The following is a 24,509-nucleotide window of genomic DNA, read 5'->3' on the forward strand; positions in this document are numbered from 1 at the left end:
TTCCTCTCAATGCGCCGCAGGGCTTAGGGTGTCAGCGCTGCCGCCCAGGTAGGCTTCAATCACTTTTGGATCGCTCTGGACCAGCGCGGGTGCGCCTTCGGCGATCTTCTGGCCGAAGTCCAGCACCGTCACCACGTCCGACAGGGCCATCACCACATCCATGTGGTGCTCGATCAGGATGATGGTGATGCCGTGCTCGCGGATCTTGCGGATGATGGCCATCAGCTCCTTGATGTCGGGCGCCGTCAGGCCCGCCGCCGGTTCATCGAGCAGCAGCAGGCGCGGGTTGAGACCCAGCGCGCGGCCGATTTCCAGCAGCCGCTGCTTGCCATACGGCAGATTGCGCGCCTCTTCATTGGCCAGGTCGGCCAGGCCCACGAACTCCAGGATGCTGGCGGCCCGCTCGCGCGCCGCCTTCTCTTCGCGCTTGTAGCGGGGCGTATGCAGCATCACGTCCAGCACGTTCGACTTGAAGGTGTTGTGCAAGCCCACCAGCACGTTCTCGGTTGCCGTCATTTCGCCGAACAGCTGCACGTTCTGGAAGGTGCGCGCCACGCCGCCCAGCGCGATCTCGGACGGCGTGCGGCCCGAAATCACAGCGCCGGCAAATTCCACCTTGCCCGCCGTCGGCTTGTAGATGCCCGTCAGCACATTCATCATCGTGCTCTTGCCCGAGCCGTTCGGCCCGATCAAGCCGTGCACGGAGCCCTGAGTGACGTTCAAATCCACCTGGTTCAGCGCTTTCAGGCCGCCGAACTGCATCAGGGCCTGGTCCACGCGCAGCAAGGTGGCGCCCTGCTGCCCGCCCTGGGCGTGGTCGAACGGCGCCACGCCGTGCGAAGCGACGGCTTGCACATGGCGCCGGCCCTTGCCGATAAAGCTCATCAGGAAGCCGACGATGCCATCTTGCAGGTAGTACACGACAAATAAAGTCATCAGGCCGAAGATGGTCAGGCGCCAGTCGACCATGTTCTCCAGTTTGTAGGAAAACGCGGCCAGGCCGATGGTGGCGACCAGTGGCACGAGCACGCCGCGCACGGTGGAGCGCTTCTTGGCCAGCATGAAGATGGATCCGATCACGCCCAGCACGGCGGCGGCGACGGCGATCTTGCGGAACAGTTCGATGTCCGCCAGCAGGCTGGGCAGCATGACGACGATCAAGGCGCCAATCAGCGCGCCCGAGCGCGTCTTGCGCCCGCCCATGATGACGGCCAGCAGGAACAGAATGGTCAGCTCGAAGTTGTAGGTATTGGGCGAAATATATTCTTCCGAATACGCGTACAGGCTGCCGGCCAGGCCGGCAAAACCGGCGCTGATGACGAAGGCATAGACTTTATAGCGATAGACGGAGACGCCCATGCAATCCGAGGCGATGGGACTGTCGCGCAATGCTTCAAACGCGCGCCCCAGGTTCGATTTCAGGATGCGGTGCACCACCACCAGCGACATCACCATCAGCGCGGCGACCATGTAGTAGTACTCCACTTCCGACAGTTTGTGCCCGAACAGGACGGGCTTGTGGATCTTGATGCCCATCGGCCCTTCCGTCAGGAAGCTCATTTCATTGATCAGGATTTGCACGATGGTGCCGAAGGCCAGCGTCACCATGGCCAGATAAGGACCCGTCACGCGCAGGGCCGGCAAGGCCAGGATGGCGCCAAACAGGGCCGCCCCCACGATGCTGGCGGGGATGGCCAGCCAGAACGGCAGACCCAGCTTGAACACCAGCACGCCCGTGGCGTACGAACCGATGCCGAACAGGCCCGCGTGACCCAGCGATACCTGCCCCGTGTAGCCGACGACGATATCGAGGCCGAACAGCAGGATGGCGTAGATCAGGATGGTTTCGGCCAGGTGAATATAGTAGGGGTTCGGGATGACGATGGGGAACAGCACGAGTGCGGCCAGGCCCGCCGCGCTCAGCGCCAGCATGGTGATTTTCTTGTTCATGTGATCCTCAGACTTTCTTGATCGCGGCTTTGCCGAACAGGCCGGACGGCTTGACGGCCAGCACCAGCAGCAGCAGCAGCAAGCCAGGCACTTCCTTGTAGCCGGTGGAGATGTAGTAGCCGGTGGTCGTCTCGGCGATGCCCAGGATCAGGCCGCCAACGATGGCGCCCACGCCCGAGGTCAACCCGCCGATGATGGCCACGGCAAACGCCTTCAAGCCCAGTGATGCACCCATGGTGGCTCCCGTCAGGGTCAGCGGCGCCACCAGCACGCCGGCGAAAGCGGCCGTGGCCGACGACAGCGCGTAGGAAAACGTGATGACCATGCCCGTGTTGATGCCCATCAAACCGGCCGCGTCGCGGTCATTCGCCGTCGCCACCACTGCCTTGCCGTAGATCGATTTGCGGTTGAACACTTCGACGGCCAGCATGATGGCCAGCGCGCCGACGATGACGGCCACCTGCATCTGCTGCACGTTCGCGCCGAACACCTGGAATGGAGCGGCCGACAGCGGCGACGGGAACATCAGGTCATCCTTGCCCCATATATTTTCCGCCACGTTCTTGAAAATGATGGCCAGCGCGATGGTCGACATGATCCAGCCGAATTCGGACTTGATCTTGATGGCGGGCCGCACGCCTATCCATTCGACGAACACGCCCTGCAAGGCACCGAAGGCGATGACGATGGGGATCATCAGCAGATAGCTCATGTAAGGGCCGCCGTGGATGGTGCCCACCAGCGAGAGGCCCACCAGCGCGCCCAGCATCAGGGATTCGCCCTGGCCGAAATTGAGGGTGCCGGAAGTGGCAAAGGTCAGCTGGTAGCCGAAGGCGATGACGGCATAGATCATGCCCAGCGCGATGCCGCTGAAGACGAGCTGCAGGAAGATTTCCATGGTATTCCCCGGAAGACGAAAGATGAAAAAATGGCCAGTCCTGATTCCTCAAGGCTGGCCATTTCGCGGCTAGATACTTGGAATTAGCCGGACTTATTTGGCAAGGACGACCTTGCCGTCCTTGACTTCGCCAAACACGGTCAGATCGGCCGTGATCGCTTCATGGTTGGTCTTGCTGAACGGCTTGTTGTAAGTGGTGACGGCGCCCTCGACTTTTTCGTTCAGGCTTTCCAGTGCGGCGCGCACTTTCGGGCCATCGGTGCCGCCCGCCTGCTTGAAGGCCGCGGCCAGCAGGTAGATGGAATCGTAGCCTTGCGCAGCCGAGACGGCCGACGGCATGCGGCCGCCCGATGGCTTGTAGGCGGCCACATAGGCGTCGATGAAGGCCTTGCGCTTCGGCGTGCTGGCATCCTGGATGAAGGTTTGCGGCATGCGCGTGCCGTCGCCGTTCTTGCCCGCGTTGTCGATGAAATTACCCATCGCCAGGGTCCAGCTGCCGATCAGCGGTACTTTCCAGCCCAGTTTTTCCATGCCGTTGGCGATCTGCGCCAGTTCCGGGCCGATGCCGTAGGTCAGCACGACTTCCGCCCCCGCCTGCTTGGCTTTCAGCAGCTGGGCCGTCATGTCGACGTCCTTGATGTTGTATTTTTCAATGACAACGGGCTTGATACCCTTCTTGTCCAGCGCCTTTTCCAGGTCTTCGCGGCCCAGCTGGCCATAGTTGGTGGAGTCAGCCAGGATCGCCACTTTCTTGAACTTGCGGTTTTCGATCGCCTCATGCACGATCATGCCAGACTGGATGGTGTCATTGGCCGCATTGCGGAAGATATAGTTTTCCGGCTGGTCGGCGAATTGCTTGGTGACGATGGAGCCCGTCGCCACATTGTTCATGACGGGAATTTTCGCTTCCTGGTAGAAGCGCTGCGAAGCCAGGGCCACGCCCGTGTTGATGTAGCCGACGGTGGCGGCGACCTTTTCCTTGTTGATGAGTTCTTGGGCGATCTGCACGCCGCGTTCGTTCTTCGCTTCGTCATCGCGTTCAATCAGCAGCAGGGAACGGCCCAGCACGCCACCCTTGGCATTGATTTCAGCGACCGCCAGCTTGACGCCGTCGCGCATCGACACGCCCATCGGCGCGGAACCGCCCGTGAACGGACCGGACACGCCGATCTTGATGGGGTCGGCTGCGACTGCCGCCTGCGAGAAACCCAAAACCAAACTTGCCACGAGCAATTTCTGTTTCAAATTCATTGTCATCTCCTCTGATACAACGTTTTTAATGCCACTTATTTTTATAGTCGTACGCTGGATAACCGCCCCATCGATAAATCATTGTAGGTGAGTAAACATGCACCAGCAACAACTACATATGACGCATCGCAACATGCAGAAAAGACGCAATTTCTGGCCTGATGTCAGTCTTTTGTAAGGAAAATATGTGGCAAACCCGAAATGACTTGACCGGCAAGAAGAAAGACGAGTACCGATTTACGATGAGACACGCCCCACCTCGTTCGCTTGATCCGCCGCAAAGCCGAGCCGTCGTTGACTGCTAAGGTGAGGTGTGTCCCTGCATCCGCAAGGGTCTGTCCAGCACCATCACCTGCACGGAGGCGTTATGCCGCTACCCCTGACAAGATCGCTTGCCCTGTCCCTCGCCGCACTGCTGCTCAGTATGTTCAGCGGTTGCGTCAGCTTCAAATCCGTCGACAACTTTGCACAGACGGGCCAGCAAATGACCATTACCTTCCCCTCCATCGCCAACGCCACCGTGGACAGCTGCATGAACAATGAGCTGCGCAGGAACCTGATTTCCACCGACGGCTTCGACCCAGCCGCCGCCGAGCAGCAGGCCAGACGAGGCTGTGACAAGATCGCCGATTCGAATCAAAAAATACTGCGCCTGAACAGTGTCCTGTCGCGCTACGCGCAAGCCCTGCAATATCTGAGTGGCGGCAAGGTGGCCGACTACCACGATCAGTTTTCCGGCCTCGGTGACGCGCTGAGCAGCATTCCGGTTCCCGGCAGCGATACCCCGCTGCTCGACCCGAGGCAGGTAAGCCTCGTCATGAAACTGAGCGAACAACTGAGCCGTTTGCTGACGCAGAACATGCAGAAATCAGCCATCAATGAACTACTCGCCCAGCAAGAGGCAATCGACGTCATCACCAATGCGCTCAATACCTATGTGCAGACAGCGTACCGCGACAGGATCGCGATCGAGCGGCGCGACAGCGGCGTCTTGCACATGGCCCTGCGTGAAACGGCGCGCGCCGAGCCGCTGGCAACGAATTACGTCAGGGTCCGACTATATCGCGACGAGAAGCAACTGGGCGAACGCGCAAAAATTCCCGATAGCTATGCAAGGGCCGTCAAGGCCTTTCAAGACAGCCTCGACAGCCTGCGCAAATCGCGCGACGACGGCGCACAACTGCAACAGCAATTGAAGGAATTCTCCCGGCGCGTCGATGAACTGAAACTCCAGGTGGCCTTCCTTGCACCTGCAACCTGGTAGGAGGACATCATGGCAACGATCAACAAACAGGCCACCTTGAAGGCATTCGAAATCGCCAATAACCTGTCCGAGATTTCCACGTTGCTGCTGGCGTGGCGGATCAAGGGGCGCAGGACGCTGAGCCCTCAGCAAAAAGAGGAACTGAAGGAACTCGAAGATCACCTCAATGAACTGGTGGCCAGTTTCCAGGCGCACGGCATCGACATGATCGCAGATGGAGCACAAGAGGCCGCCAGGCAGGCCGACCAGGCGATCGATATCGCCAATGCGGCGCTGGAGAAAATAAAAAACGTCAAGCATGCCATTGACGTCGCCGCGGCCGTCGTCAGTGTTGCCGCGACCTTGCTGTCAAAAGACGTACTGGGCGTGATCGATGCAACGAAAGACCTTCATGCGTTGGTCAAGGCCAGCGAGGAATAAAAAAGACAGCCTCAAGGCTCCTGCCCCCGGTGCCCCATCGCATGCTCAGCCATCCTGAACAGCAACGCTGACTGTGCCTCGCTGCGCTCATAGCCCATCGTCCCTTCTTTCGTGGCGATGGCTTTTTGCATCAAGGCTTCCGGATACTCCTGCGCGCAGGCCGCATCGAGCCAATGGCGAGCCTGCGTTTCATCGCTGGCCTGGAGCAGGTTCGCCAGGATAAACATCGCCGGCCCCACGCCACGCTGGGCAGCCAGTGCCAGCCAGGATATGGCGGACGCCATATCCTGCGGCCCGCCCAGGCCATTCTTGTGCATCAGGCCCAGATAATAGGCGGCGGGCCCGCTGCCCTGTTGCGCCGCAACGTTGAACAGCGCGCGCGCCAGCGGATGGCTTGCCGCAGCGCCGCGCATCAACGCCTTGGCCTGAACCAGCTGATTGCTGGCCTCATCCTGCGCCTGCGCTTGCCCGGGCGTCAGCGAGCAACAGGCGAGCGCTAGCAGCAACGCGCCAGGCAGTAGCCTGATCACTTCGACAGGTCGAGCTGATACAGCGCAAAGCCCCTGCCTGCGCCATCGTCGGCCTTCAGCTGCGTGACGTTATCGATGCCGGCCGCTTGCGCCAGCTCGATCACGTTCGGTGCGCAGTGAAAGACCACGGGCCCTTTGGTGACGACCCTGGCGAAGCGCCAGCTGCGCGCCGAGCCGTTTTTCGCGCGCGTCAGGTTTTTCTCTTGCGTGACATAGGCGATCAGCAGTTCGCGGTTGTTGTCGGGCGAGGCCACCACCGTCTTGCTGCCGTCGAGGCCAGGGAAATTGCCGCCGCCGCTGGCGCGGTAGTTATTTGTCGCAATGAGGAATTCCTGGCTTGAGTCCACCGGCCTGCCCTTATAGGTGAGCGCCTTGATGCGCTGGCCAGGCGGCTGCGTGACATCGATCTGGTAGCGCACGTCGGCACTGGTGATGGCGTCAAAGTTGTAGCTCGGGTGCGCCGTGTTGACCAGCTCCTGCGGCTCGGCCTTGTTGACATCGATGGTATTGAAGCGCTGCGCCGACTTTTCCAGCCAGGCCTTCAGTTCCGCGCCATTCATCTTCACGCCATACAGTGCGTTCGGATACAAATACAGGTCGGCCGCGTTGTTCAGTGCCACATTGCCCGCCTTGACGTCCGTGTAGTCGGACACGCCGGCCGAACCGCTCTTGAACGGCGACGACATCGACAGCACGGGCAAGTGCGCGTACTGCGGCAAGTTCGCTTTGACATACGCGGCAAGGTAGCCCGATTGCGCCTGGTTCACCACCTCGATGGCGCTGACATCGCCCACATCGGCGAAATACGTCGACATGCGGAAGTCCGTGGCGCCCACGGGCGTCTGCACGTAGGCAATCGTCGCCGCGTGTTCCTCGGCCACCAGTGTGGCGATGGCCGCATCAGGCGCCACATAACTCTTGTCCGCATTCTGGATGCCGCGCGCTTCCACCGTGGTGGCACTCTTGTCGACGGTCCACTGCTTGCCGTCGTGGCGCAAGTGCAGGCCGATCACGCCCAGGTGCTTGCCCCACAGATTGGCCATCACGGTAGGCACGCCGTTGACCAGCCCTTTAACCTTGTCGACGCCGGGCAAATTAAACTGCGGCACCGTGCTGGTGGGGTTCGGGAACAGCTGGTGCGAATGGCCGATCAGCATGGCGTCCACGCCCGGCACTTGCGACAGGTAGTAATTACCGTTCTCCATGGTCGGCGAGTACGGGCTGTCATCGAGGCCGCCGTGGGAAATGGCCACCACCAGTTCGGCGCCCCTGGCGCGCATCTCGGGAATGAATTTTTCCGCCGTCTCGCGCACGCCTTGCGTGTAGACACGGCCTTCCAGCCAGCGCTTGTCCCAGGCCATGATGGTGGGCGGTGCAAAGCTGATGATGCCCACCTTCACGGTGCTGGTCACGGCCTTGCCATCGGGGCCGGTCGCCGTGATTTGCTTGTCGAAGATGTGGTGTGGCGCAAACAGGGGCTTGCCCGTCCTGACGCTATAGACGTTGGCCAGCACCTGCGGGAACGCGGGGCCGGCGCAGCGCGGTTTGGCGGCATCGACGCTGTCGACATCAAAACGGTTACCCGTCACCTGGCTCAAGAACGCCAGGCCGTAGTTGAATTCATGGTTGCCGATGCCGCCGCCATCGACCTTCAGCAGATTCATGGCCTTGTAGATGGCCAGGGTCTGGTCGCAGGCCAGCGGTTTGACGAGGGCCTGATAGTCGGCCAGCGCCGTGCCCTGGATGGTGTCGCCGTTATCGAGCAGGAGGTTATTCGGAAATTGCGCGCGCGCCTGGGCGATCAGGGCCGCCGTGCGTTCCAGGCCGATCGACGGTTCCGCTTGCAGCTTGTAGTAATCGTAACTGAGCACATTCGCATGCAAATCCGTCGTCTCCAGCAGGGCCAGGGTGGCGCTGCTGCCAGCCGGCGCGGCGGCCAGCGCCCGGGCAGGCCCGGTGGCGGCGGGCGGCAAGGCGCCGCAGCCGGCCAGCAGCAGCGGTAACAGGGCGAGACGGGGGAGTTGGCGCAGGGCTTGGCGCATGAGTTGTTCCTGTAGAAAGACAATATCGCCAGCATCATACGCAGCACGGCAGCCATCTTCAAGGCAAAAATATTGTCGCAAATACAGCAAAATCGTCATTTTATTGCCCTGTGCAGCAGCAATTGCGCGGCAGCGGCAGCGGAAACGCGCCGCGCTCGCGTATAATTCAGGGTTTGATTTCACCATAGAAGACCAGAACATTATGGAAGCCGAACGCCTCAATATCATCTCCGCCCTGCTGAACGACCTGACGGTCCGCGAAGCCGAACTTCGGAGGTATCTTTGACTTCACTGTCAAGTCGGAGAAACTAGAGCAAGTCAACGAAGAACTGGAAGATCCGACCGTCTGGAACGATCCCAAGCGCGCCCAGGACCTCGGTAAAGAGAAGAAGGCGCTGGAAGCCATCGTCTTTGCGCTGACCCATGCCGATGCCGACCTGCGCGACACCCGCGACCTGTTCGACATGGCCCGCGAAGAAGGCGACGACGAGACGCTGGAAGCGATCGAGCAGGACGTGCAGGAAATCCGCAAGGTCATCGAAAGCATGGAGTTCCGCCGGATGTTCAACAATCCGATGGACCCGAACAACTGCTTCATCGACATCCAGGCCGGCGCCGGCGGTACGGAAGCCCAGGACTGGGCTTCGATGCTGCTGCGCCAGTACCTGCGCTATTGCGAACGCAAGGGCTTCAAGGTCGAGATCCTGGAGCAGTCCGACGGCGAGGTTGCCGGCATCAAGACGGCTACCCTGAAGGTCGAGGGCGATCACGCCTACGGCTTCCTGCGCACGGAAACGGGCGTGCACCGCCTGGTGCGCAAGTCGCCATTCGACTCGGCCAATGGCCGCCACACCTCGTTTACGTCGCTGTTCGTGTATCCGGAAGTCGACGATTCGATCGAGATCGACGTCAACCCGGCCGATATCCGCGTCGATACCTACCGCGCGTCGGGCGCCGGTGGTCAGCACATCAACAAGACCGACTCCGCCGTCCGCATGACCCATGCGCCGACCGGCATCGTGGTGCAGTGCCAGAACGACCGTTCGCAGCACCGCAACCGCGCCGAAGCGATGGAAATGCTGAAAGCCAAGCTGTACGAACATGAACTGCGCAAGCGCATGAGCGAGCAGCAAAAGCTGGAAGACTCGAAGACGGACGTGGGCTGGGGCCACCAGATCCGCTCCTACGTGCTGGATCAGTCGCGCATCAAGGACTTGCGCACCGGCTTCGAGACGGGCAACACCAAGGGCGTGCTCGATGGCGACATCGACGAATTCATCTCCGCCTCGCTCAAGCAAGGCGTGTAAGGATGAATGCATCCGTTCCAGCCCGGCGTGCCTTCCTGTTTGACATGGATGGCACGATCGTCGACAACATGGCCTTCCACACGACATCGTGGCTGGCGTTCTTTGAACGCCAGGGCCATGCGCTGGATGCGGACGCCTTTTTCCGCGACACGGCAGGACGGCAAGGCCGCGAAATCATCGCCAAGTACCTGGGCGAGGATGCCGACCATGTCACCCTGCTGGCTGAAAAGGAAGTCGTCTACCGCGAACTGTATGGCCCGCACCTGGCCACGGTGGCCGGATTCGATCAGCTGATCGCCAGCGCGCGCCAGAACGGCGTGGGACTGGTGGTGGGCACGGCCGCGCCGGACGAGAACATCGCGTTCACGCTCGACGGCCTGGAGCTGCGGCATCGCTTCGACGCCATCGTCGGCGCCGCCGACGTGGAACGGGGGAAGCCACACCCGGACGTGTTCCTGAAGGGCGCGCTACTGGCCGGCGCGCTGCCGCAAAACTGTATCGTCTTTGAAGACGCGCCCCTGGGCGTGGAAGCGGCGCGCCGTGCCGGCATGCGCGTCGTGGTACTCACCACCACCCTGCCGGCCGAAGCGTTTGCCGCCTTCGACAACGTCATTGCTATCGTGCCGGACTTCTCCGCACTCGACATCGACGCACTGTTTGCCAGCGTGGCGCCAGCGCTGGCGCCACATCATCAATAATCACCAACGAAGAACACCATGACTACGGATATCCAAGAACAAGCCGCCGCCCCCGATGAAAACAAGATCATCGCCGAGCGCCGCGTCAAGCTGGCAGCACTGCGCGAACAAGGCGTCGCCTTCCCGAACGATTTCCGCCCCGAGCACAAGGCAGCCGACCTGCATGCGCAATACGGCGCCAAGACGCGCGATGAGCTGGAAGCAGAACCTGTCTCCGTGGTACTGGCCGGCCGCATGATGCTCAAGCGCGAAGCGGGCAAGAAAGCCGCCTTCGCCACCCTGCAAGACGCTTCCGGCCCGAAAGCCGACGGCCGCATCCAGATCTACGCCACGCTCGACCTGACGGGCGAAGCGGCCATGGCCGCCCTGCACCACTATGACCTGGGCGATATCCTGGGCGTGACGGGCACGCTGTTCAAGACCAAGACGGACGAACTGACCATCAAAGTCACCGAACTGCGTTTGATCACCAAGTCGCTGCGCCCGCTGCCAGACAAATTCCACGGTCTGGCCGACCAGGAAACCAAGTATCGCCAGCGCTACGTCGACCTGATCATGAACGAAGAGACGCGCCGCACCTTCAAGGCGCGTACCGCCGCCATCTCGTCGATCCGCCGCTTCATGGAAAAGAACGAGTTCATGGAAGTGGAAACGCCGATGCTGCACACGATTCCCGGCGGCGCGGCGGCAAAACCATTCATCACGCACCACAATGCGCTGGACATGCAGATGTTCCTGCGCATCGCGCCAGAGCTGTACCTGAAGCGCCTGGTCGTGGGCGGCTTCGACCGCGTGTTCGAGATCAACCGCAACTTCCGCAACGAAGGCGTGTCGATCCGTCACAATCCTGAATTCACGATGATGGAATTCTACGCGGCCTACACCGACTACAAATGGCTGATGGACTTCACGGAAGCCGTCATTCGCCAGGCCGCCATCGACGCGCACGGCACCGCCACCCTGACCTACGGCGGCCGCGAGCTGGACCTGGCAAAGCCGTTCCACCGCCTGACCATCGTCGAAGCGATCAACAAGTACGCACCGGGCTACACGCCGGAGCAGTTAAGCGATGCCGACTTCATCAAGGAAGAGCTGAAGAAATTCGGCGTCAAGCCGTTCGCTACGGCCGGCCTGGGCGCGCTGCAACTGGCGCTGTTCGAAGAGACGGCTGAAGCGCAGCTGTGGGAACCGACCTACATCATCGACTACCCTGTCGAAGTGTCGCCACTGGCGCGCGCTTCCGACACGGTGGCAGGCATCACCGAACGCTTCGAGCTGTTCATGGTGGGCCGCGAAATCGCCAACGGCTTCTCCGAGTTGAACGACGCGGAAGACCAGTCGGCACGCTTCCTGGCGCAAGTCGCTGCCAAGGACGCCGGCGATGAAGAGGCGATGTTCTACGACGCCGACTACATCCGCGCGCTGGAATACGGCATGCCGCCAGCCGGCGGCTGCGGTATCGGCATCGACCGCCTGATGATGATCATCACGGATTCGCCGAACATCCGTGACGTCTTGCTGTTCCCTCACCTGCGCCGCGAAGACTAATCACGGACGCAAGCCCCTAAAAAGCCGCCTGATTTTGCGATCAGGCGGCTTTTTTACTTGTGCGGCCGGCTATCAGCCGGCCAGGGTCACGCGCTGATGGCTGCGGCTGGCCTGCTGCGCCGCCAATGCTGTGGCCAGCGCGCGCATGCCGTCGTCGCCAGTGGCGGCCGGCTGCCCGTCGCCGCGCATGGCGCGCTGGAAGGCGCGCACCGAGCGCACGTACAGGTTTTCATGCTCGACGGGGATGTCGACGCTGCCGCCGTCGCGGGTCAGGCAAATGGTGCCGACGGGGCGCTGCGTCATGACGCCGGTAGCGAAAATGGTGCCCTTGCTGCCGATGATTTCCACGCCGGACAGCGAATGCGGCGCGTTGAAAGCGTCGTGCACCTGCACCAGGGTGCCGTTGTCGAATTCGATGACGGCCATCAGGCCCTCTTCCAGCCCGGCCACCGTCATGCCGCCGCTGGTGGCGCAAGCGGTGACATGGCGCGGTTCCGCATCGAGCAGGAAGCGCAGGGTGTCGACATCGTGCACGAACATGTCGAGCGTGACGCCGCCCGACTCCGGCGCGTCCACGCGCCAGCCGCGCAGGTGCTGCGGCAGGTTGTTCGCGTGCAGCACGCGGCAATACAGGGGCTGGCCAATCTCGCCGGCGCGTATCAACTCGCGCACCTTGCCGTGGCTGGCGGCATTGCGCAGGTGGTGGTTAATCCCCAGCACCACGCCCGCTTCGGCGCAGCCGTCCACCATGCGGCGGGCGTCCTCCAGCTTCAGCGCCAGCGGCTTTTCGCACAACACGTGCTTGCCGGCGCGCGCCGCCTGCAAGGTCTGCGCCATATGCCATTCGTTAGTGGTGCTGATGTACACGGCGTCCGCGCCCGGATGCGCCAGCGCCGTGCTCAGGTCCGTGTAGCTGGCGCCTATGCCGAACTGCGCGGCAAAGGCGGCGCCGCGCACGGCATCGCGGCTGACCACGGCCAGCACTTCCGCGTCGCCCTGCTGGCGGATCGCATCAACCATCCATTCGCGCGCAACGGTGCTGGCGCCAACCAAAATCCATCCGATCTTCTTCATTCCATCCTCCAGTTAAAAAGTGTGGCGCAGGCCAAGGTTCCAGGCCTGGTTGCCGCTGCCGTTGTCGGTGGCGTTGCCCACCAGGTAGGCGGCGCCGTTGCGGTTGTCGATATGCGCATAGGCCGCGTACAAGGTGCTGCGCTTCGACAGCGCGTAGGTGTAGCCGATGCCGATCTGCGAAGCGTCACCGTTGGCCGCGCGCCGGTCGTCGCGCCGCACGTACGAGAACAGGATGCGGTGCGGGCCCACCGGCACGGTGGCGCCCAGCATCAGGTCCGCGCTGTCGAGCGTGGTGGCGGCACCCGCCGTGCTCTTGCTGACGGCAACGGCGCCATGCGCCTTGATCACGCCGAAGTCCCAGGTGGCGCCAAGTACCGTGTTGCGCGCCCTGCCCGTCACCAGCGCGTTTGATATCGTATTCGCATCCTGGTGCGCCATGCGCAGATACAGCGGCCCGCTGGCATAGGTTGCCGCCGCGCCCGTGTAGCGCCTGGCCGCTGCGTCGCCGGGCACTTCGCCGAAGCCATACGCCAGTTCGCCGGAGAGACCTCCGCGCACGGGCGAGCTGTAGGTGATGCTGTTATCGACCCGGCTGATGTAGCCAGCCGTGAAGACATTGCTCATCCTGCCCGCAAAACCCAGGTAAAACGGGTCCAGCGCGCCCAGACTGCTATCGATGAAGGTGTACTGGCGGCCCAGCCGCAGCGTGCCCGCCGCGCCGGCGAGGCCGACGAAAGCCTGGCGCCCGAACAGCAGGCCGCCCTGGGCCGAAGCGCCCGTGTCGGCCAGGATGCCTGCATCCATCGTAAAGATCGCCGTCATGCCGCCGCCCAGGTCTTCGCTGCCCTTGAAACCGAGCCGCGAGCCGTTGGCGATGCCGCTGGTCAGCTTGAGCACCCTGCCGCCGGCGCCACCGCTCTCGGACACCAGGCCCAGGTCCGCGATGCCGTACATGGCCACGTGCGACTGCGCCAAGCACAGGCTGCTGCAAGCGCCGGCGCCGATGATCATTGCTCCTGCTACCTTGTTCTTCATGTCTTGCCCTGTCTGTCTTTTTGTCGATACTGTTCTTAGCTCACCAGGTGGCGCGGACGCTCGCCGCGCAAGCCGGCCAGCAGGTTGTCCACGGCTTGCTGCGCCATGGCGTAGCGCGTTTCGTGCGTTGCCGAGCCGATGTGCGGCAGCGCCACCACATTGGCCATGCCCAGCAGCGCATTGTCCGGCGCCACCGGCTCGCGCTCGAACACGTCGAGGCCGGCGCCATGGATCGTGCGATTTTGCAGCGCCTCGATCAGCGCTGCCTCGTCGACGATGCGCCCGCGCGAACCGTTGATGAAGATGGCGCCCGGGCGCATCAGCGCGAACTCGCGCCGGCCCATCATGCGCTCCGTCTGCGCCGTCAGCGGCAGCACCACGCAGACGAAATCGGACCCGGCCAGCAAGTCGTCGAACGCCACCTGGCGCGCACCCAGCGCCGCCTCCACCTCGGGCACCGCCTCGCCGTTCAGGTACAGCACCTGCATGCCAAAACCCAGCGCGGCGCGGCGGGCGACGGCGCGGCCGATGCGGCCCATGCCCAGCATGCCGATGGTTTTTCCATGCACGTTGACGCCGTACTGGCTTTCGCCCACGCTGCGCGTCCAGCCTCCCGCCTTGACGAATTCGGCCAGTTCGACGACGCGCCGCGCGCTGGCGAGGATCAGCGCGAAGATCGTGTCGGCCGTCGTTTCCGTCAGCACGTCCGGCGTATTGGCCAGCAAGATGCCCCGCTCGCGCAGATAATCGACGTCGAACTGGTCGACGCCCACCGAAATGGTGGAAATGATGCGCAGGTCAAAGGCCGGGTCCAGCAGTTCTCGGTCCAGCCGCACGCTGGCGCCCAGCAAGCCATGCGCGCCGCGGATGGCATCGGCGAACGCGGCGCGGTTGCCAGCATCGATGGCCTCGAAATACGTTACCTCGCACTCGGCGCGCAGGCGCGCCAGCAGCGGTTCGGCCAGCTTTTTATACACAACGACATTTTTTTTCATGTGTTTCCCCTGTTCGCTTCAAGATTGGACCAGCGCGTCGAGCTGGGCACGGGTCGGCAAGCCTTCCATGTCGCCGGCCACCTGGATGGCGAAGGCGCCAACGCGGTTGCCGCGCCTTACCGCCTGCGCCAACGGCAAGCCTTCCAGCAAGGCGCTGACCAGGCCGGCCGCGAAGCCGTCGCCCGCGCCCACCGTGTCGACCACGTTGGCCACGCGCTCGCCCGGCACCATGCCGCTGTCGCCATCGGCCGTGCGGTAATACGCGCCCTCGGCACCCAGCTTGATGACCACCAGCCGCGCGCCCTGCTGCAGATAAAAGCCGGCGACGTCGTGCGGCAAGTCGTGGCCGGTGAGGATTTTCCCTTCCCCCAGGCCGGGTAGCACCCAGTCCGCCTTGGCAGCGAGGCGGTTGATCTGTTCGACCATGACAGCTTGTGAAGGCCACAGAGAGGGCCGCAGGTTCGGATCGAACGACACGCTCCGCCCATGCTCGCGCATGAAGTCGAGCGCCTGGCCGGCGAACGCCAGGCTGGTCTCGGACAGCGCCGCGGCCACGCCCGTGGCATGCAGGTGGCGCGCGGACAGGAAATAGGCGGGATCGAAATGCTCGGGCGCCAGCCGGCTGGCGGCGGAACCCTTGCGGAAGTATTCGACCAGCGGATCGGCACCGTTCTCGGCGCGCGCCTTGAGCTGGAAAGCGCTGGACTGGCCGGCGACGGCGGCGACCCGGCTGCAATCGACGCCTTCGGCCTGCACGCTGGCGCGGATGAAGCGGCCGAACGAGTCATCGCCCACCCGGCTCAGCCAGCCAACGCGCAAGCCCAGGCGCGCCAGGCCGATGGCGACGTTGGTTTCGGCGCCGGCCAGGCGGCGCGTGAAATGCGCCACGTCCGCCAGATCCCCCGTTTCCTCGGCAACGAACATCGCCATCGCCTCGCCGTACGTAACGACGTCGAGCTTCATCATGCGGCCTCCAGCATCTGAATGTAGCGTCCCGTTTCGGCCACCAGGTCGGCGCCGTTGAGCGGGAATTCGATGGCCCGCTGCACGCCCGGCGCAAAGTGCGCGAAGACGGCGCGCCAGGCGGGATCGGCCTCGGAAACGGCGCAGGCAGATAGCCGGCCCGCATCTTCCATGACGGCCTTGCAATGCACATAGCGCACGTACGGCGCCAGCAAACGCGCCGCCTGCTGCGCATCCTCGCCCACCCAGCGCCAGTTGCCGATGTCGAAGGTCAGTCCCACCGGCAGCCCGATTTCGTGCGCCGCCGCCAGGAAGCGCGCCATAGCCGCCAGCTTGCCGCCGTGGGCCGTCTGGTCGTTTTCCACCAGCAGCGCCACGGGCGCGGCCGCCAGCTGGGCATTCAAGGCTTGCAGGTCCGGCGCGGCCGGGTAATGGCCCAGCGACACCTTCAGATAGCGCGCGCCGAGCCTCGCCGCCTCGTCCAGCATCTGCTGCAGCAGCTCGTGCTGCAGCAGGCTGTCCGCGCCCCACAATTCGATGGGCGTGGAATACACGCAGTACAGGCCGCGCGCGGCCACCGCCGCGCCCATGCGCGCAAGGTCCGGCAAGTCGGAGGTGAACAGTTCGCGACGGATTTCAATGCCTGCGCCGCCCGCATCGGCCACCACGTCGATGAAATGGCTTTGCCCCAACTGCCTTACCCTGCTCGCGCCATAGGCCGACGCCGCCACCAGAACGGGGCTCATTTGATCGCTCCCGCGCCGACGAACTGACGCGCTTCGGGCGTTTGCGGGTTGCTGAAGAAGGCTTCCGACGGCCCGCTCTCCCACACCGTTCCCTGGTGCATGAAGACGGTGACGTGGGCCATGCGCCGCGCGAACTCCATCTCGTGCGTCACCAGCAGCATCGTCATGCCCGCCTGCGCCAGCTCTTCCATCACCTTCAGCACTTCCTGCGTCAGTTCCGGGTCGAGCGCCGACGTCACTTCGTCGAACAGCATCACCTGCGGCTCCATCGCCAGCGAACGGGCGATCGCCACGCGCTGCTGCTGGCCGCCCGACAGCTGCTCGGGATAGGCGTCGCGCTTGTGGTCCAGGCCCACCTGCCTGAGCACGCGCAGCGCCGTGGCGCGGCCCTGGGCATCGGGCACCTTCTTGACGATGCGTGGCGCCAGCATGACGTTTTCTTCCACGGTCAGGTGGGGGAACAGGTTGTAGCTCTGGAAGACCATGCCGACATCCTTGCGCAAATCGAGCAGATGCTCCTGGCGCGCCGTCAGCGTATGGCCGGCCACGACGATGCTGCCGCTGTCGATGGTTTCCAGGCCGTTGATACAGCGCAGCATGGTGCTCTTGCCGGAACCGCTGCGGCCGATCACGGCGATGACCTGGCCCCGCTCGACGGCGAGCGACACGCCCTTGAGCACGTGATTGGTGCCGAAACTCTTGCTGATATTGTCAATTTCAACGATGGGCATGGAATTTCCTTTCCAGTGAATGGCTGTAGCGCGACAGCGGATAGCACATCGCAAAGTAGATCAGGGCGACGACAGGGAAGACGATGAAAGGCAGGAAGGTCGCGTTGCTGACCAGTTGCCCTGCCCGCGTCAATTCCACCACGCCGATGATCGAGGTGATCGAGGTATTCTTGATGATCTGTACCATGAAGCCCACCGTCGGCGGCAGCGAATGGCGCAGCGCCTGCGGCAGGATGACGTAGCGCAGCTGCTGGTAGCGGTTCAGCGCCAGCGCGCCCGATGCTTCCCACTGTTGCCGCTGCACGCCTTCGATGCAGCCGCGCCAGATCTCGCCCAGGTAGGCGCTGGCAAAGATCGTCATCGCCGCCCCGGCCGCAATGATCGGCGACAGCTTGTAGCCGAACAGGGCCAGGCCGTAATAGGTAAGAAACAGCACGATCAGCACCGGCGTGCCCTGGACCAGCTGGATGTACAGGGCGCTGATGAAACGCAGGAACGGGCTGCGCGCCGTGCGCAGCAGCGCCACCGCGAAACCGGCGATGCCGCCCGTGATGAAGACGATCAGCGACAGGCCGATGGTCCAGCGCGTGGCTTCGAGCAGGAATTGCAGGTTATCCCAGGAAAAGTCACTGATCATGTCATGCTCCCATGCGTACCGCGCCCAGACGGCGGCGGCGTTTGAAGACGATCTGGCCCAGTACCCAGAAGCCGAAGCGGAACAGCAGGGCCAGCAGGATGTACAGCACCATCACGACGATGTAGATCTCGAAGCTGCGGAAGGTTTCCGCGTCGAGCAGGTGGGCAGCGGCAGTCAGCTCTTCGGCGGAGATGGCCGACACCACGCTCGAAGCGAGCATCATCAGCGTGAACTGGCTGGCCAGCGCCGGATACACTTTTTCCAGCGCCGGCAGCAGCACCACGTGGCGCATCACCTGCCAGCGCGTCATGCCCAGCGCCTGCGCCGCCTCCAGCTGCGACGGATGCACGGCGCCGATGCCGGCGCGCACGATTTCCGCCGCATAAGCGCCCAGGTTGACCGTCATGGCGACGAGCGCGGCGCCATTCGCGTCAAGCTGCAAGCCCAGCGACGGCAGGCCAAAGTAAATGATGAACAGCTGCACCAGGAACGGCGTGCTGCGGATCACCTCGACATATGCGCGCACCGCCACGCGGGCATAGGCGGGACCATTTTTCAGGATGACGGCGGCGCACACGCCTACCGCCAGTCCCAGCACCATAGCCAGGGCGCTCAGGCGTATCGTCAGCGCCGCGCCCCACAACAGGCGGTCCAGCGATTGCATGACGAGTTCAAAATGAAATTCATACGGCATACTCAGCTCCTTATCTACGTGCGCATCCCCGGCGACGCCACCATGGTGGCGCGCCGTGCGGACCAACACTTTCCCTATGCAGCTTGCGGTATCAGAAGGTCGGCAATGGCGGCAGCGGCGCGCCGCTCCACTTGCGCGCGATGGCGTCGAGTTCGCCGTTCAGCTTGACGTAGTAGATGAAATTGTTGAGCCACTGATGCAGCTCGAAGTCGCCGCGGCGCACCGCCATCGAATTCGGTTGCACGGAATACGTGAACCTGACCTCGATCTTGCCCGCGCCGCGCGTCTTGATGATGTCGAGCGCCATCGTGCTGGGGATCGAGACGGCGTCGACCTGCTTGCTGAGCAAAGCCTGGGTGACGGTGGCGTCATCCTCGAAACGCACAATGGCCGTGCCGGCCGGCGCCATGCGGCTCAGCGCCGTGTCATTCGTGGTGCCGCGCGTCACGCCCACCTTCTTGCCCTTCAAGTCGGCCAGGGCCTTGAATTTGCCGCCGACCGGCGCGACGATGGCCAGTTCGAACGCGCTGTAAGGCATGGTGAACATCAAGGTCTTGGCCCGTTCCGGCGTGGGCGCCAGGGTCGCCACGAGGAAATCGACCTTGCCCGATTCCAGCGATGGCACGCGCGAGGGCGCCGTCAGGGGCACCACTTCCACGGGCAGGTTCATGTATTTGCCGATCAGGTTGGCGACATCGACGTCATAGCCGACGGGCGCGCCCTTGGCGTCGATGCTGCCAAACGGCGGCGTGCCGCTGACCACGCCGATGGTCAGCTTGCCCTTCTTGATCAGGTCGCCAAGCGTCTGGGCGCCGGCGTCGGCCGCCGCGCCCAGGGTGCACGTGGCGGCAAGCGCACAAGCCACGATCTTCGCGTAAAACAGTGTCGTCATCTTCATGTTTCAGTCTCCTGTGATCCCGGTACCGGCCTCGTCGAGGCACATCCGGGAATATTGTCAAATGGACGATTCAGATCGTCTCTTGCCGTATCGTTTCAAGCTCGTACCAACCTCCTGCCAACCTCCTGTCATTGCCCTGCCTGACTATCGATGCCCCTTTCCAGTGTGAACGTCCTCTATGAAACCGGTTCCATACCTTCCCCAAAAAAAAGGGCAACGCCCTCTTCCCCGTCAATCGCTACCCTTGCGTACGTCACCGCCTTGGGTGGAATTACGCACAATTAACTTGCCGGGCAACAGCACCTCGCGCGGCGGGCACTGCTCGCCCTGCAGGCGCGACAGCATGCACGTCATCGCCGAAAAGCCGATCTCGTAGGTCTGCTGCTCGATCGTGCTCAGGCCCGCCAGCGGCGACCATGGCAATTCGTCAAAGCCCAGCAAGCCCACATCTTGCGGCATGCGCAGCGCAAGGCGCTGCAGCATCAGCGCCAGTTCCAGCGCCACCATGCCGTTCGAGGCCAGCAGCGCCACGCGGCGGCCGCGCCACTGCGCCAGGCATTGCCGTACCTGCGCGTCGATGGAGGGACGGTCGTCCAGGTCTACTGCCAGCACTGCGCCCACGCAGCCCGGATGCTCGGCCATCACGGCCTGAAAACCGTCGGCGCGCAACAGGCGCGAACTGACGCCCGTCAAGGGCGGCGCGACGAAGGCGATGGCGTCGAAACCCTGCTCGATCAAATGTGCGGTGGCCAGTCGGCCCGCCTGCACATTGTCCAGGCCCACCAGGTCAAAATCGACGCCCTCGATGCGCCGGTCGACCAGTACGATGGGCATGTCCGCCTGCTGCAAGTCGGACGATTGGATGTTGCGCCCCTGCGTGTTGACGATCAGCCCTTCCACGCTGTACGAGCGCAGCGCGGCAAGCGACTGCCGTTCGCGCTGTTCGTCATTGCCTGTATTACACAAGATCAAGGTATAGCCATGCTGCTGGCAAGCCGCCTCCACGCCTTGCAACACCGCCACCGTGTAGGGATTGAGCATGTCCGCCACGACCATGCCGATCAGGCGCGTGCGCCCACGTTTCAGGCCGCGCGCCATCTGGTTCGGCTGATAGCCGAGGCGCGCGATGGTGCTGCCGATCTGCTGGCGGATGTTCTCGGACAGGGCATCGAGTTCGCCGCCCAGAAAGCGCGACACGCTGGTCTTCGACACGCCCGCCTCGCGCGCCACCTGGGCGATGGTCACGGGCCGGGCCGGCTCGCCGGAGACTGTTTTTTTACTGCCGCGTACTGAATCCAAGGTTGCTCTCCACTACCTGTTGACGTTCATATTTTTATTTTGGAACCGGTTCCAAAGATAGCACCCACGAATCGATGACGCAAGCGATTTGATGACTTGTGGTGGCGAACGCACACGCTGGGGGCGTAGATGAAAAAGCGCCGCCCGCCCCCGGACAACGCAGGGAGCGGGCGGCGCAGGCTGAAAAACAGCTTACTGGACTACTGTGTAGCAAGGCACGTACGCCGTACCCGCCAGCTTCATGCGGTGCTGCGCCACGAACGATGCCAGCAGCGCATCCATGGGGCCCATGATGTCCTTGTCGCCATGGATTTCGAAGTTGCCGTGCTCTTCGATCGAGCGGATGCCGTCGTCCTTGACGTTACCCGCCACCACGCCGGAAAACGCGCGTCGCAGCTGGGCTGCCAGCAAGTGCGTGGGCTGATTCTTGTGCAGGCTCAGGTTACGCATGTTTTCATGCGTGGGGTGGAAGGGCTTCTGGAACTCGTGGTCGATCTTCAGCAGCCAATTGAAATAATACGCATCGCTATGGGCTTTGCGGAATTCGCGCACCTGGCGGATGCCTTCGAGCATTTCGCGCGCCACCAGTTCCGGGTCGTCGATGATGATTTTATAGCGCTGCTGCGCTTCCGGGCCCAGGGTGTCGCTGATGAATTGGTTGACCTGCACGAAATACTCGCGCGAGGTTTCCGGTCCCGTGAAGATCAATGGGAAAGGAATCCCGGCATTGTCCGGGTGCAGCAGGATGCCGAGGATGTACAAAATCTCTTCGGCCGTGCCCGCGCCGCCGGGGAATACGACGATGCCGTGGCCCGCGCGCACGAACGCTTCCAGGCGTTTTTCGATGTCCGGCATGATGACCAGGTCATTGACGATGGGGTTCGGCGATTCGGCGGCGATGATGCCCGGCTCGGTGATGCCCAGGTAGCGGCCATTGTGCAGGCGCTGCTTGGCGTGGCCGATGGTGGCGCCCTTCATGGGCCCCTTCATGGCGCCCGGGCCGCAACCGGTGCAGATGTCGAGGCTGCGCAAGCCCAGCTGGTAGCCCACTTCCTTCGAATAATTGTATTCGGCGCGGTTGATCGAATGGCCGCCCCAGCACACCACCAGGTTCGGATTGAGCTGGGTTTGCAGCACGTTCGCGTTGCGCAGGATGTGGAAGACCGCGTCCGTCACCCCTTCCGTGCTCTGCAGGTCGAATTTCGGGTTGCCCGTGACTTCATCGCTGACAAAGATGATGTCGCGCAGCACGGCAAACAGGTGCTCGTGGATGCCCTTGATCATCTTGCCATCGACAAAGGCGATGGCTGGCGCGCCCTTGATGTCGAGCTTGATGCCGCGCTCGCGCTGGATGATGGAGATTTCAAACGATTGGTAGCGCTCCAGCAAGGCGCGGCCATCGTCGATCGTGCTGCCGCAATTCAAGACCGCCAGCGCGCAGCGGCGGAAGGTGTTGTACAGGCCGCCCTGGCTGGTGTCGAGCAGTTTGTTGACTTCAGTCTTGGAGAGCACGTCCAGGCGGCCTTCCGGTGAAACCAGAGTATCGATAACGTCGTGTTCCATAATGCGAAAAATTCCTTTAAAAATCGATGCTCGAAGGTCTTGCAGCCTCAATATACGACAAGTCGGGCAGGTTGTGCTGTGGCGCCGCCAAATCGCCCCGGCCGCCCTTGCCTGCAAACCGGTTTGACTAATATGAAACAGTCATTCTTGCTAATGCGAATCGAAATCTTCGCGCAGCGCAATTTGTAGATTAGAATGCCAGCCTATTGGAATTCCCGTGCGTGAGGTTCTTCATGAGAGTCCCCGCCGCCCGCAGGCTTCCATAAGTTTGTTGTATCGATTGACTATAATAATTTTTCAGGAGGAACCGCATGAGCGGTGCGACTACGCCCAACAAGGAAGCCGTTATTCCCGAGTTCAAGCAGATTATGGGCCATCCAAGCCCATTGTGGATGTTGTTCATGACTGAATTCTGGGAACGCTTCGCGTTCTACGGAGTTCGCTGGGCGCTGGTACTGTACATCGTTGCCCAGTTCCACGGCGGCGACGGTTCGGGACAGGCAGCGGCCAACCTTACCTACGGTTCCTTCCTCGCGCTGGTATACGCCGGCGCCCTGTTCGGCGGCTACATCGCCGACCGCGTCATCGGCTACCAGCGCTCGATCCTGCTGGGCGCCATCTTCATGGCTGCCGGCCTGTTCTGCATCTCGGTACCGAACCAGGACATCTTCAACCTGGGTCTGGCCACCATGATCGTCGGTAACGGCATGTTCAAACCGAACATCTCGACCATGGTCGGCAAGCTGTATACGACAGCCGATCCGCGCCGCGACAGTGGCTTCACGATCTTCTACATGGGCATCAACATGGGCGCCATGGTTGCGCCCGTCTTCACCCAGTGGCTGGCCGAGTCGATCTTCGGCACCAGCGCCATGCCGTCGTACAAGATGGTTTTCATGGCTTCCGGTTTCGGCATGCTGATCAGCCTGGTATGGTTCTTCATTGGCCGCCGCGCCCTGAAGGGCATCGGCGCTCCGGAAGCCGGTTCCGGCAACCCGATGCGCGTCGTCTGGGTAGCCCTGGGCTGCCTGTGCGTGATCCCGCTGATGTACTTCCTGCTGACCGTCGGTGCTGAAAAGCTGCAAATCGTCCTGACGGTGCTGTTCGTCGGTCTGGCCGTGATGCTGATGATCGAAGGCATACGCAACGGTAAAGTTGCGCGTGACCGCGTCATCGCCATGCTGCTGATCTTCGTCTTCAACATCCTGTTCTGGATGTTCTTCGAACAGGCTGGCAGCTCGTTTACTTTCCTGGCTGACAAGATCGTCAACCGCGACCTGGGCTTCTGGATCTTCCCTACCGCCTACTTCCAGACCGTCAATTCGGTGGCCATCATCGTCTTCGCGCCTATCATCGCCGCCGTCTGGGTCTACCTGGCGCGCCACAACGTCAACCCTTCGATCCCGCGCAAATTCGGCCTGGGCTTGCTGGGCAATGCATTGGCCTTCGGTTTGCTGATCTTCGCTCTGTCGAGCCTGGTTGGCGCCGATAACAAGATCCCGTTCTGGACCCTGACCACCGTGTACGTGCTGCAATCGATCGGTGAGCTGTGCCTGTCGCCTATCGGCCTGTCGATGGTGACCAAACTGGCGCCAGTGCGCCTGGTCGGCCTGGGCATGGGCGGCTGGTTCCTGTCGACCGGTATCGGCAACAACCTGTCGGGCATTTTCGCCAGCCACGTCAGCGGCACGAGCGGCATGTCGGTGCAATCGGCCCTGTCCGGCTACACCTTCGGCTTCTGGTCCCTGCTGGGCGCCGGCGTGATCCTGTTCCTGATCGCACCGCTGATCAACAAACTGATGCACGGCGTGAAGTAAGCGTCTTGTGCTAGCTCAAAACGGCGGCCTGCGTGAACTGAACCCCAAAAGTTGGACACCAACTTTTGGGGTTTTTTCATGACCAAGTACAACGAGCAGTTCAAGCTGACAGTGGTTCGGCAATATCTGGATGGCCGGCAAGGCTATAA

22 protein-coding genes are annotated in these 24,509 nt (G+C 62.5%); 6 read left to right on the forward strand and 16 right to left on the reverse strand.

Annotated features, from left to right (window positions below):
• Positions 1-6: 6 nt before the first annotated feature.
• The 3 genes from ACQ4WN_RS20885 to ACQ4WN_RS20895 all read right to left on the reverse strand — a co-directional run bounded on the left by ACQ4WN_RS20885 (position 7) and on the right by ACQ4WN_RS20895 (position 4,099).
• A complete protein-coding gene (locus tag ACQ4WN_RS20885; RefSeq protein WP_436553234.1) occupies positions 7-1,950 on the reverse strand; it encodes a branched-chain amino acid ABC transporter ATP-binding protein/permease in 1,944 nt (647 codons plus the stop codon).
• A 7-nt stretch (positions 1,951-1,957) separates the two neighbouring features.
• Positions 1,958-2,848 carry a branched-chain amino acid ABC transporter permease gene (locus ACQ4WN_RS20890; RefSeq protein ID WP_436553235.1) on the reverse strand — a complete coding sequence of 297 codons (891 nt, stop codon included), beginning with the start codon at positions 2,846-2,848 and terminating at the stop codon, positions 1,958-1,960.
• Positions 2,849-2,941: 93 nt separating this feature from the next.
• On the reverse strand, positions 2,942-4,099 hold the full coding sequence (locus tag ACQ4WN_RS20895) for an ABC transporter substrate-binding protein (protein ID WP_436553236.1): 1,158 nt from the start codon (positions 4,097-4,099) through the stop codon (positions 2,942-2,944).
• 367 nt (positions 4,100-4,466) lie between these two features.
• Between ACQ4WN_RS20895 and ACQ4WN_RS20900 the strand changes: the two genes are divergently transcribed.
• Positions 4,467-5,363: a hypothetical protein gene (locus ACQ4WN_RS20900; RefSeq protein WP_436553237.1), complete on the forward strand. Its 897-nt coding sequence runs from the start codon at positions 4,467-4,469 to the stop codon at positions 5,361-5,363.
• 9 nt (positions 5,364-5,372) lie between these two features.
• Entirely contained in the window at positions 5,373-5,783 is a 411-nt protein-coding gene (locus tag ACQ4WN_RS20905; RefSeq protein ID WP_436553238.1) for a hypothetical protein, read from the forward strand.
• A gap of 11 nt (positions 5,784-5,794) precedes the next feature.
• Here the strand turns inward: ACQ4WN_RS20905 and ACQ4WN_RS20910 are convergent, their stop codons facing one another.
• Entirely contained in the window at positions 5,795-6,289 is a 495-nt protein-coding gene (locus tag ACQ4WN_RS20910; RefSeq protein ID WP_436553239.1) for a tetratricopeptide repeat protein, read from the reverse strand.
• Positions 6,290-6,309: 20 nt separating this feature from the next.
• Entirely contained in the window at positions 6,310-8,355 is a 2,046-nt protein-coding gene (locus ACQ4WN_RS20915) for a bifunctional 2',3'-cyclic-nucleotide 2'-phosphodiesterase/3'-nucleotidase (RefSeq protein WP_436553240.1), read from the reverse strand.
• Between the two features lie 202 nt (positions 8,356-8,557).
• On the opposite strand from ACQ4WN_RS20915, the gene prfB reads away from it, so the two are divergent.
• The 3 genes from prfB to lysS all read left to right on the forward strand — a co-directional run bounded on the left by prfB (position 8,558) and on the right by lysS (position 11,908).
• Positions 8,558-9,662, forward strand: a protein-coding gene (gene prfB, locus ACQ4WN_RS20920) for a peptide chain release factor 2 (protein ID WP_436553241.1) whose coding sequence is annotated in 2 segments (ribosomal slippage) — positions 8,558-8,638 and positions 8,640-9,662 — 1,104 coding nt in all. Because the reading frame shifts where the segments join, the coding sequence is not laid out codon by codon here.
• Between the two features lie 2 nt (positions 9,663-9,664).
• Positions 9,665-10,360 (forward strand): HAD family hydrolase, encoded by a 696-nt coding sequence (locus tag ACQ4WN_RS20925; protein ID WP_436553242.1) that lies wholly within the window; start codon positions 9,665-9,667, stop codon positions 10,358-10,360.
• An 18-nt stretch (positions 10,361-10,378) separates the two neighbouring features.
• The gene (gene lysS, locus ACQ4WN_RS20930) at positions 10,379-11,908 is read left to right on the forward strand and encodes a lysine--tRNA ligase (protein WP_436553243.1); all 1,530 of its coding nucleotides are present in this window, start codon (positions 10,379-10,381) and stop codon (positions 11,906-11,908) included.
• 72 nt (positions 11,909-11,980) lie between these two features.
• Here lysS and ACQ4WN_RS20935 read toward each other — a convergent pair whose 3' ends face one another.
• The 11 genes from ACQ4WN_RS20935 to ppnN form a co-directional block, all read right to left on the reverse strand.
• Complete coding sequence (locus ACQ4WN_RS20935; RefSeq protein ID WP_436553244.1) at positions 11,981-12,982, reverse strand: Gfo/Idh/MocA family protein; 1,002 nt, start codon at positions 12,980-12,982, stop codon at positions 11,981-11,983.
• 12 nt (positions 12,983-12,994) lie between these two features.
• Positions 12,995-14,017 (reverse strand): porin, encoded by a 1,023-nt coding sequence (locus ACQ4WN_RS20940; protein ID WP_436553245.1) that lies wholly within the window; start codon positions 14,015-14,017, stop codon positions 12,995-12,997.
• A 35-nt stretch (positions 14,018-14,052) separates the two neighbouring features.
• Positions 14,053-15,012, reverse strand: a complete 960-nt coding sequence (locus tag ACQ4WN_RS20945; protein ID WP_436553246.1) for a 2-hydroxyacid dehydrogenase — start codon at positions 15,010-15,012, stop codon at positions 14,053-14,055.
• An 18-nt stretch (positions 15,013-15,030) separates the two neighbouring features.
• Complete coding sequence (locus ACQ4WN_RS20950; protein WP_436553247.1) at positions 15,031-15,978, reverse strand: sugar kinase; 948 nt, start codon at positions 15,976-15,978, stop codon at positions 15,031-15,033.
• Entirely contained in the window at positions 15,975-16,721 is a 747-nt protein-coding gene (locus tag ACQ4WN_RS20955) for a sugar phosphate isomerase/epimerase family protein (RefSeq protein ID WP_436553248.1), read from the reverse strand. The genes ACQ4WN_RS20950 and ACQ4WN_RS20955 overlap by 4 nt, the downstream gene beginning before the upstream one ends.
• Positions 16,718-17,452 carry an amino acid ABC transporter ATP-binding protein gene (locus tag ACQ4WN_RS20960; protein WP_436553249.1) on the reverse strand — a complete coding sequence of 245 codons (735 nt, stop codon included), beginning with the start codon at positions 17,450-17,452 and terminating at the stop codon, positions 16,718-16,720. The genes ACQ4WN_RS20955 and ACQ4WN_RS20960 overlap by 4 nt, the downstream gene beginning before the upstream one ends.
• A complete protein-coding gene (locus ACQ4WN_RS20965; protein WP_436553250.1) occupies positions 17,439-18,089 on the reverse strand; it encodes an amino acid ABC transporter permease in 651 nt (216 codons plus the stop codon). The genes ACQ4WN_RS20960 and ACQ4WN_RS20965 overlap by 14 nt, the downstream gene beginning before the upstream one ends.
• 1 nt (position 18,090) lies before the next feature.
• On the reverse strand, positions 18,091-18,783 hold the full coding sequence (locus ACQ4WN_RS20970) for an amino acid ABC transporter permease (RefSeq protein WP_436553251.1): 693 nt from the start codon (positions 18,781-18,783) through the stop codon (positions 18,091-18,093).
• A gap of 91 nt (positions 18,784-18,874) precedes the next feature.
• Entirely contained in the window at positions 18,875-19,681 is an 807-nt protein-coding gene (locus ACQ4WN_RS20975) for a transporter substrate-binding domain-containing protein (protein WP_436553252.1), read from the reverse strand.
• Positions 19,682-19,912: 231 nt separating this feature from the next.
• The gene (locus ACQ4WN_RS20980) at positions 19,913-20,980 is read right to left on the reverse strand and encodes a LacI family DNA-binding transcriptional regulator (RefSeq protein WP_436553253.1); all 1,068 of its coding nucleotides are present in this window, start codon (positions 20,978-20,980) and stop codon (positions 19,913-19,915) included.
• Positions 20,981-21,172: 192 nt separating this feature from the next.
• Positions 21,173-22,543: a nucleotide 5'-monophosphate nucleosidase PpnN gene (gene ppnN / locus ACQ4WN_RS20985; RefSeq protein WP_436553254.1), complete on the reverse strand. Its 1,371-nt coding sequence runs from the start codon at positions 22,541-22,543 to the stop codon at positions 21,173-21,175.
• A 368-nt stretch (positions 22,544-22,911) separates the two neighbouring features.
• Between ppnN and ACQ4WN_RS20990 the strand changes: the two genes are divergently transcribed.
• Positions 22,912-24,360 carry a peptide MFS transporter gene (locus ACQ4WN_RS20990; protein ID WP_436553260.1) on the forward strand — a complete coding sequence of 483 codons (1,449 nt, stop codon included), beginning with the start codon at positions 22,912-22,914 and terminating at the stop codon, positions 24,358-24,360.
• The last annotated feature ends 149 nt before the right edge of the window (positions 24,361-24,509 follow it).

This window comes from Janthinobacterium pasteuri, from assembly GCF_051380775.1.
Lineage (GTDB): Bacteria > Pseudomonadota > Gammaproteobacteria > Burkholderiales > Burkholderiaceae_D > Janthinobacterium.

Excerpts from the sequence above, each read along its gene's own strand:
- ACQ4WN_RS20965 (WP_436553250.1), bottom strand. The coding sequence starts at position 18,089 with ATGATCAGTGACTTTTCCTGGGATAACCTGCAATTCCTGCTCGAAGCC.
- ACQ4WN_RS20950 (WP_436553247.1), bottom strand. The coding sequence starts at position 15,978 with ATGATGAAGCTCGACGTCGTTACGTACGGCGAGGCGATGGCGATGTTC.
- ACQ4WN_RS20990 (WP_436553260.1), top strand. The coding sequence starts at position 22,912 with ATGGGCCATCCAAGCCCATTGTGGATGTTGTTCATGACTGAATTCTGG.
- ACQ4WN_RS20960 (WP_436553249.1), bottom strand. The coding sequence starts at position 17,452 with ATGCCCATCGTTGAAATTGACAATATCAGCAAGAGTTTCGGCACCAAT.
- ACQ4WN_RS20915 (WP_436553240.1), bottom strand. The coding sequence starts at position 8,355 with ATGCGCCAAGCCCTGCGCCAACTCCCCCGTCTCGCCCTGTTACCGCTG.
- ACQ4WN_RS20945 (WP_436553246.1), bottom strand. The coding sequence starts at position 15,012 with ATGAAAAAAAATGTCGTTGTGTATAAAAAGCTGGCCGAACCGCTGCTG.
- ACQ4WN_RS20895 (WP_436553236.1), bottom strand. The coding sequence starts at position 4,099 with ATGAATTTGAAACAGAAATTGCTCGTGGCAAGTTTGGTTTTGGGTTTC.
- ACQ4WN_RS20905 (WP_436553238.1), top strand. The coding sequence starts at position 5,373 with ATGGCAACGATCAACAAACAGGCCACCTTGAAGGCATTCGAAATCGCC.
- ACQ4WN_RS20970 (WP_436553251.1), bottom strand. The coding sequence starts at position 18,783 with ATGCCGTATGAATTTCATTTTGAACTCGTCATGCAATCGCTGGACCGC.
- ACQ4WN_RS20955 (WP_436553248.1), bottom strand. The coding sequence starts at position 16,721 with ATGAGCCCCGTTCTGGTGGCGGCGTCGGCCTATGGCGCGAGCAGGGTA.
- ACQ4WN_RS20935 (WP_436553244.1), bottom strand. The coding sequence starts at position 12,982 with ATGAAGAAGATCGGATGGATTTTGGTTGGCGCCAGCACCGTTGCGCGC.
- ACQ4WN_RS20975 (WP_436553252.1), bottom strand. The coding sequence starts at position 19,681 with ATGAAGATGACGACACTGTTTTACGCGAAGATCGTGGCTTGTGCGCTT.
- ACQ4WN_RS20925 (WP_436553242.1), top strand. The coding sequence starts at position 9,665 with ATGAATGCATCCGTTCCAGCCCGGCGTGCCTTCCTGTTTGACATGGAT.
- lysS (WP_436553243.1), top strand. The coding sequence starts at position 10,379 with ATGACTACGGATATCCAAGAACAAGCCGCCGCCCCCGATGAAAACAAG.
- ACQ4WN_RS20940 (WP_436553245.1), bottom strand. The coding sequence starts at position 14,017 with ATGAAGAACAAGGTAGCAGGAGCAATGATCATCGGCGCCGGCGCTTGC.
- ACQ4WN_RS20900 (WP_436553237.1), top strand. The coding sequence starts at position 4,467 with ATGCCGCTACCCCTGACAAGATCGCTTGCCCTGTCCCTCGCCGCACTG.
- ACQ4WN_RS20885 (WP_436553234.1), bottom strand. The coding sequence starts at position 1,950 with ATGAACAAGAAAATCACCATGCTGGCGCTGAGCGCGGCGGGCCTGGCC.
- ppnN (WP_436553254.1), bottom strand. The coding sequence starts at position 22,543 with ATGGAACACGACGTTATCGATACTCTGGTTTCACCGGAAGGCCGCCTG.
- ACQ4WN_RS20890 (WP_436553235.1), bottom strand. The coding sequence starts at position 2,848 with ATGGAAATCTTCCTGCAGCTCGTCTTCAGCGGCATCGCGCTGGGCATG.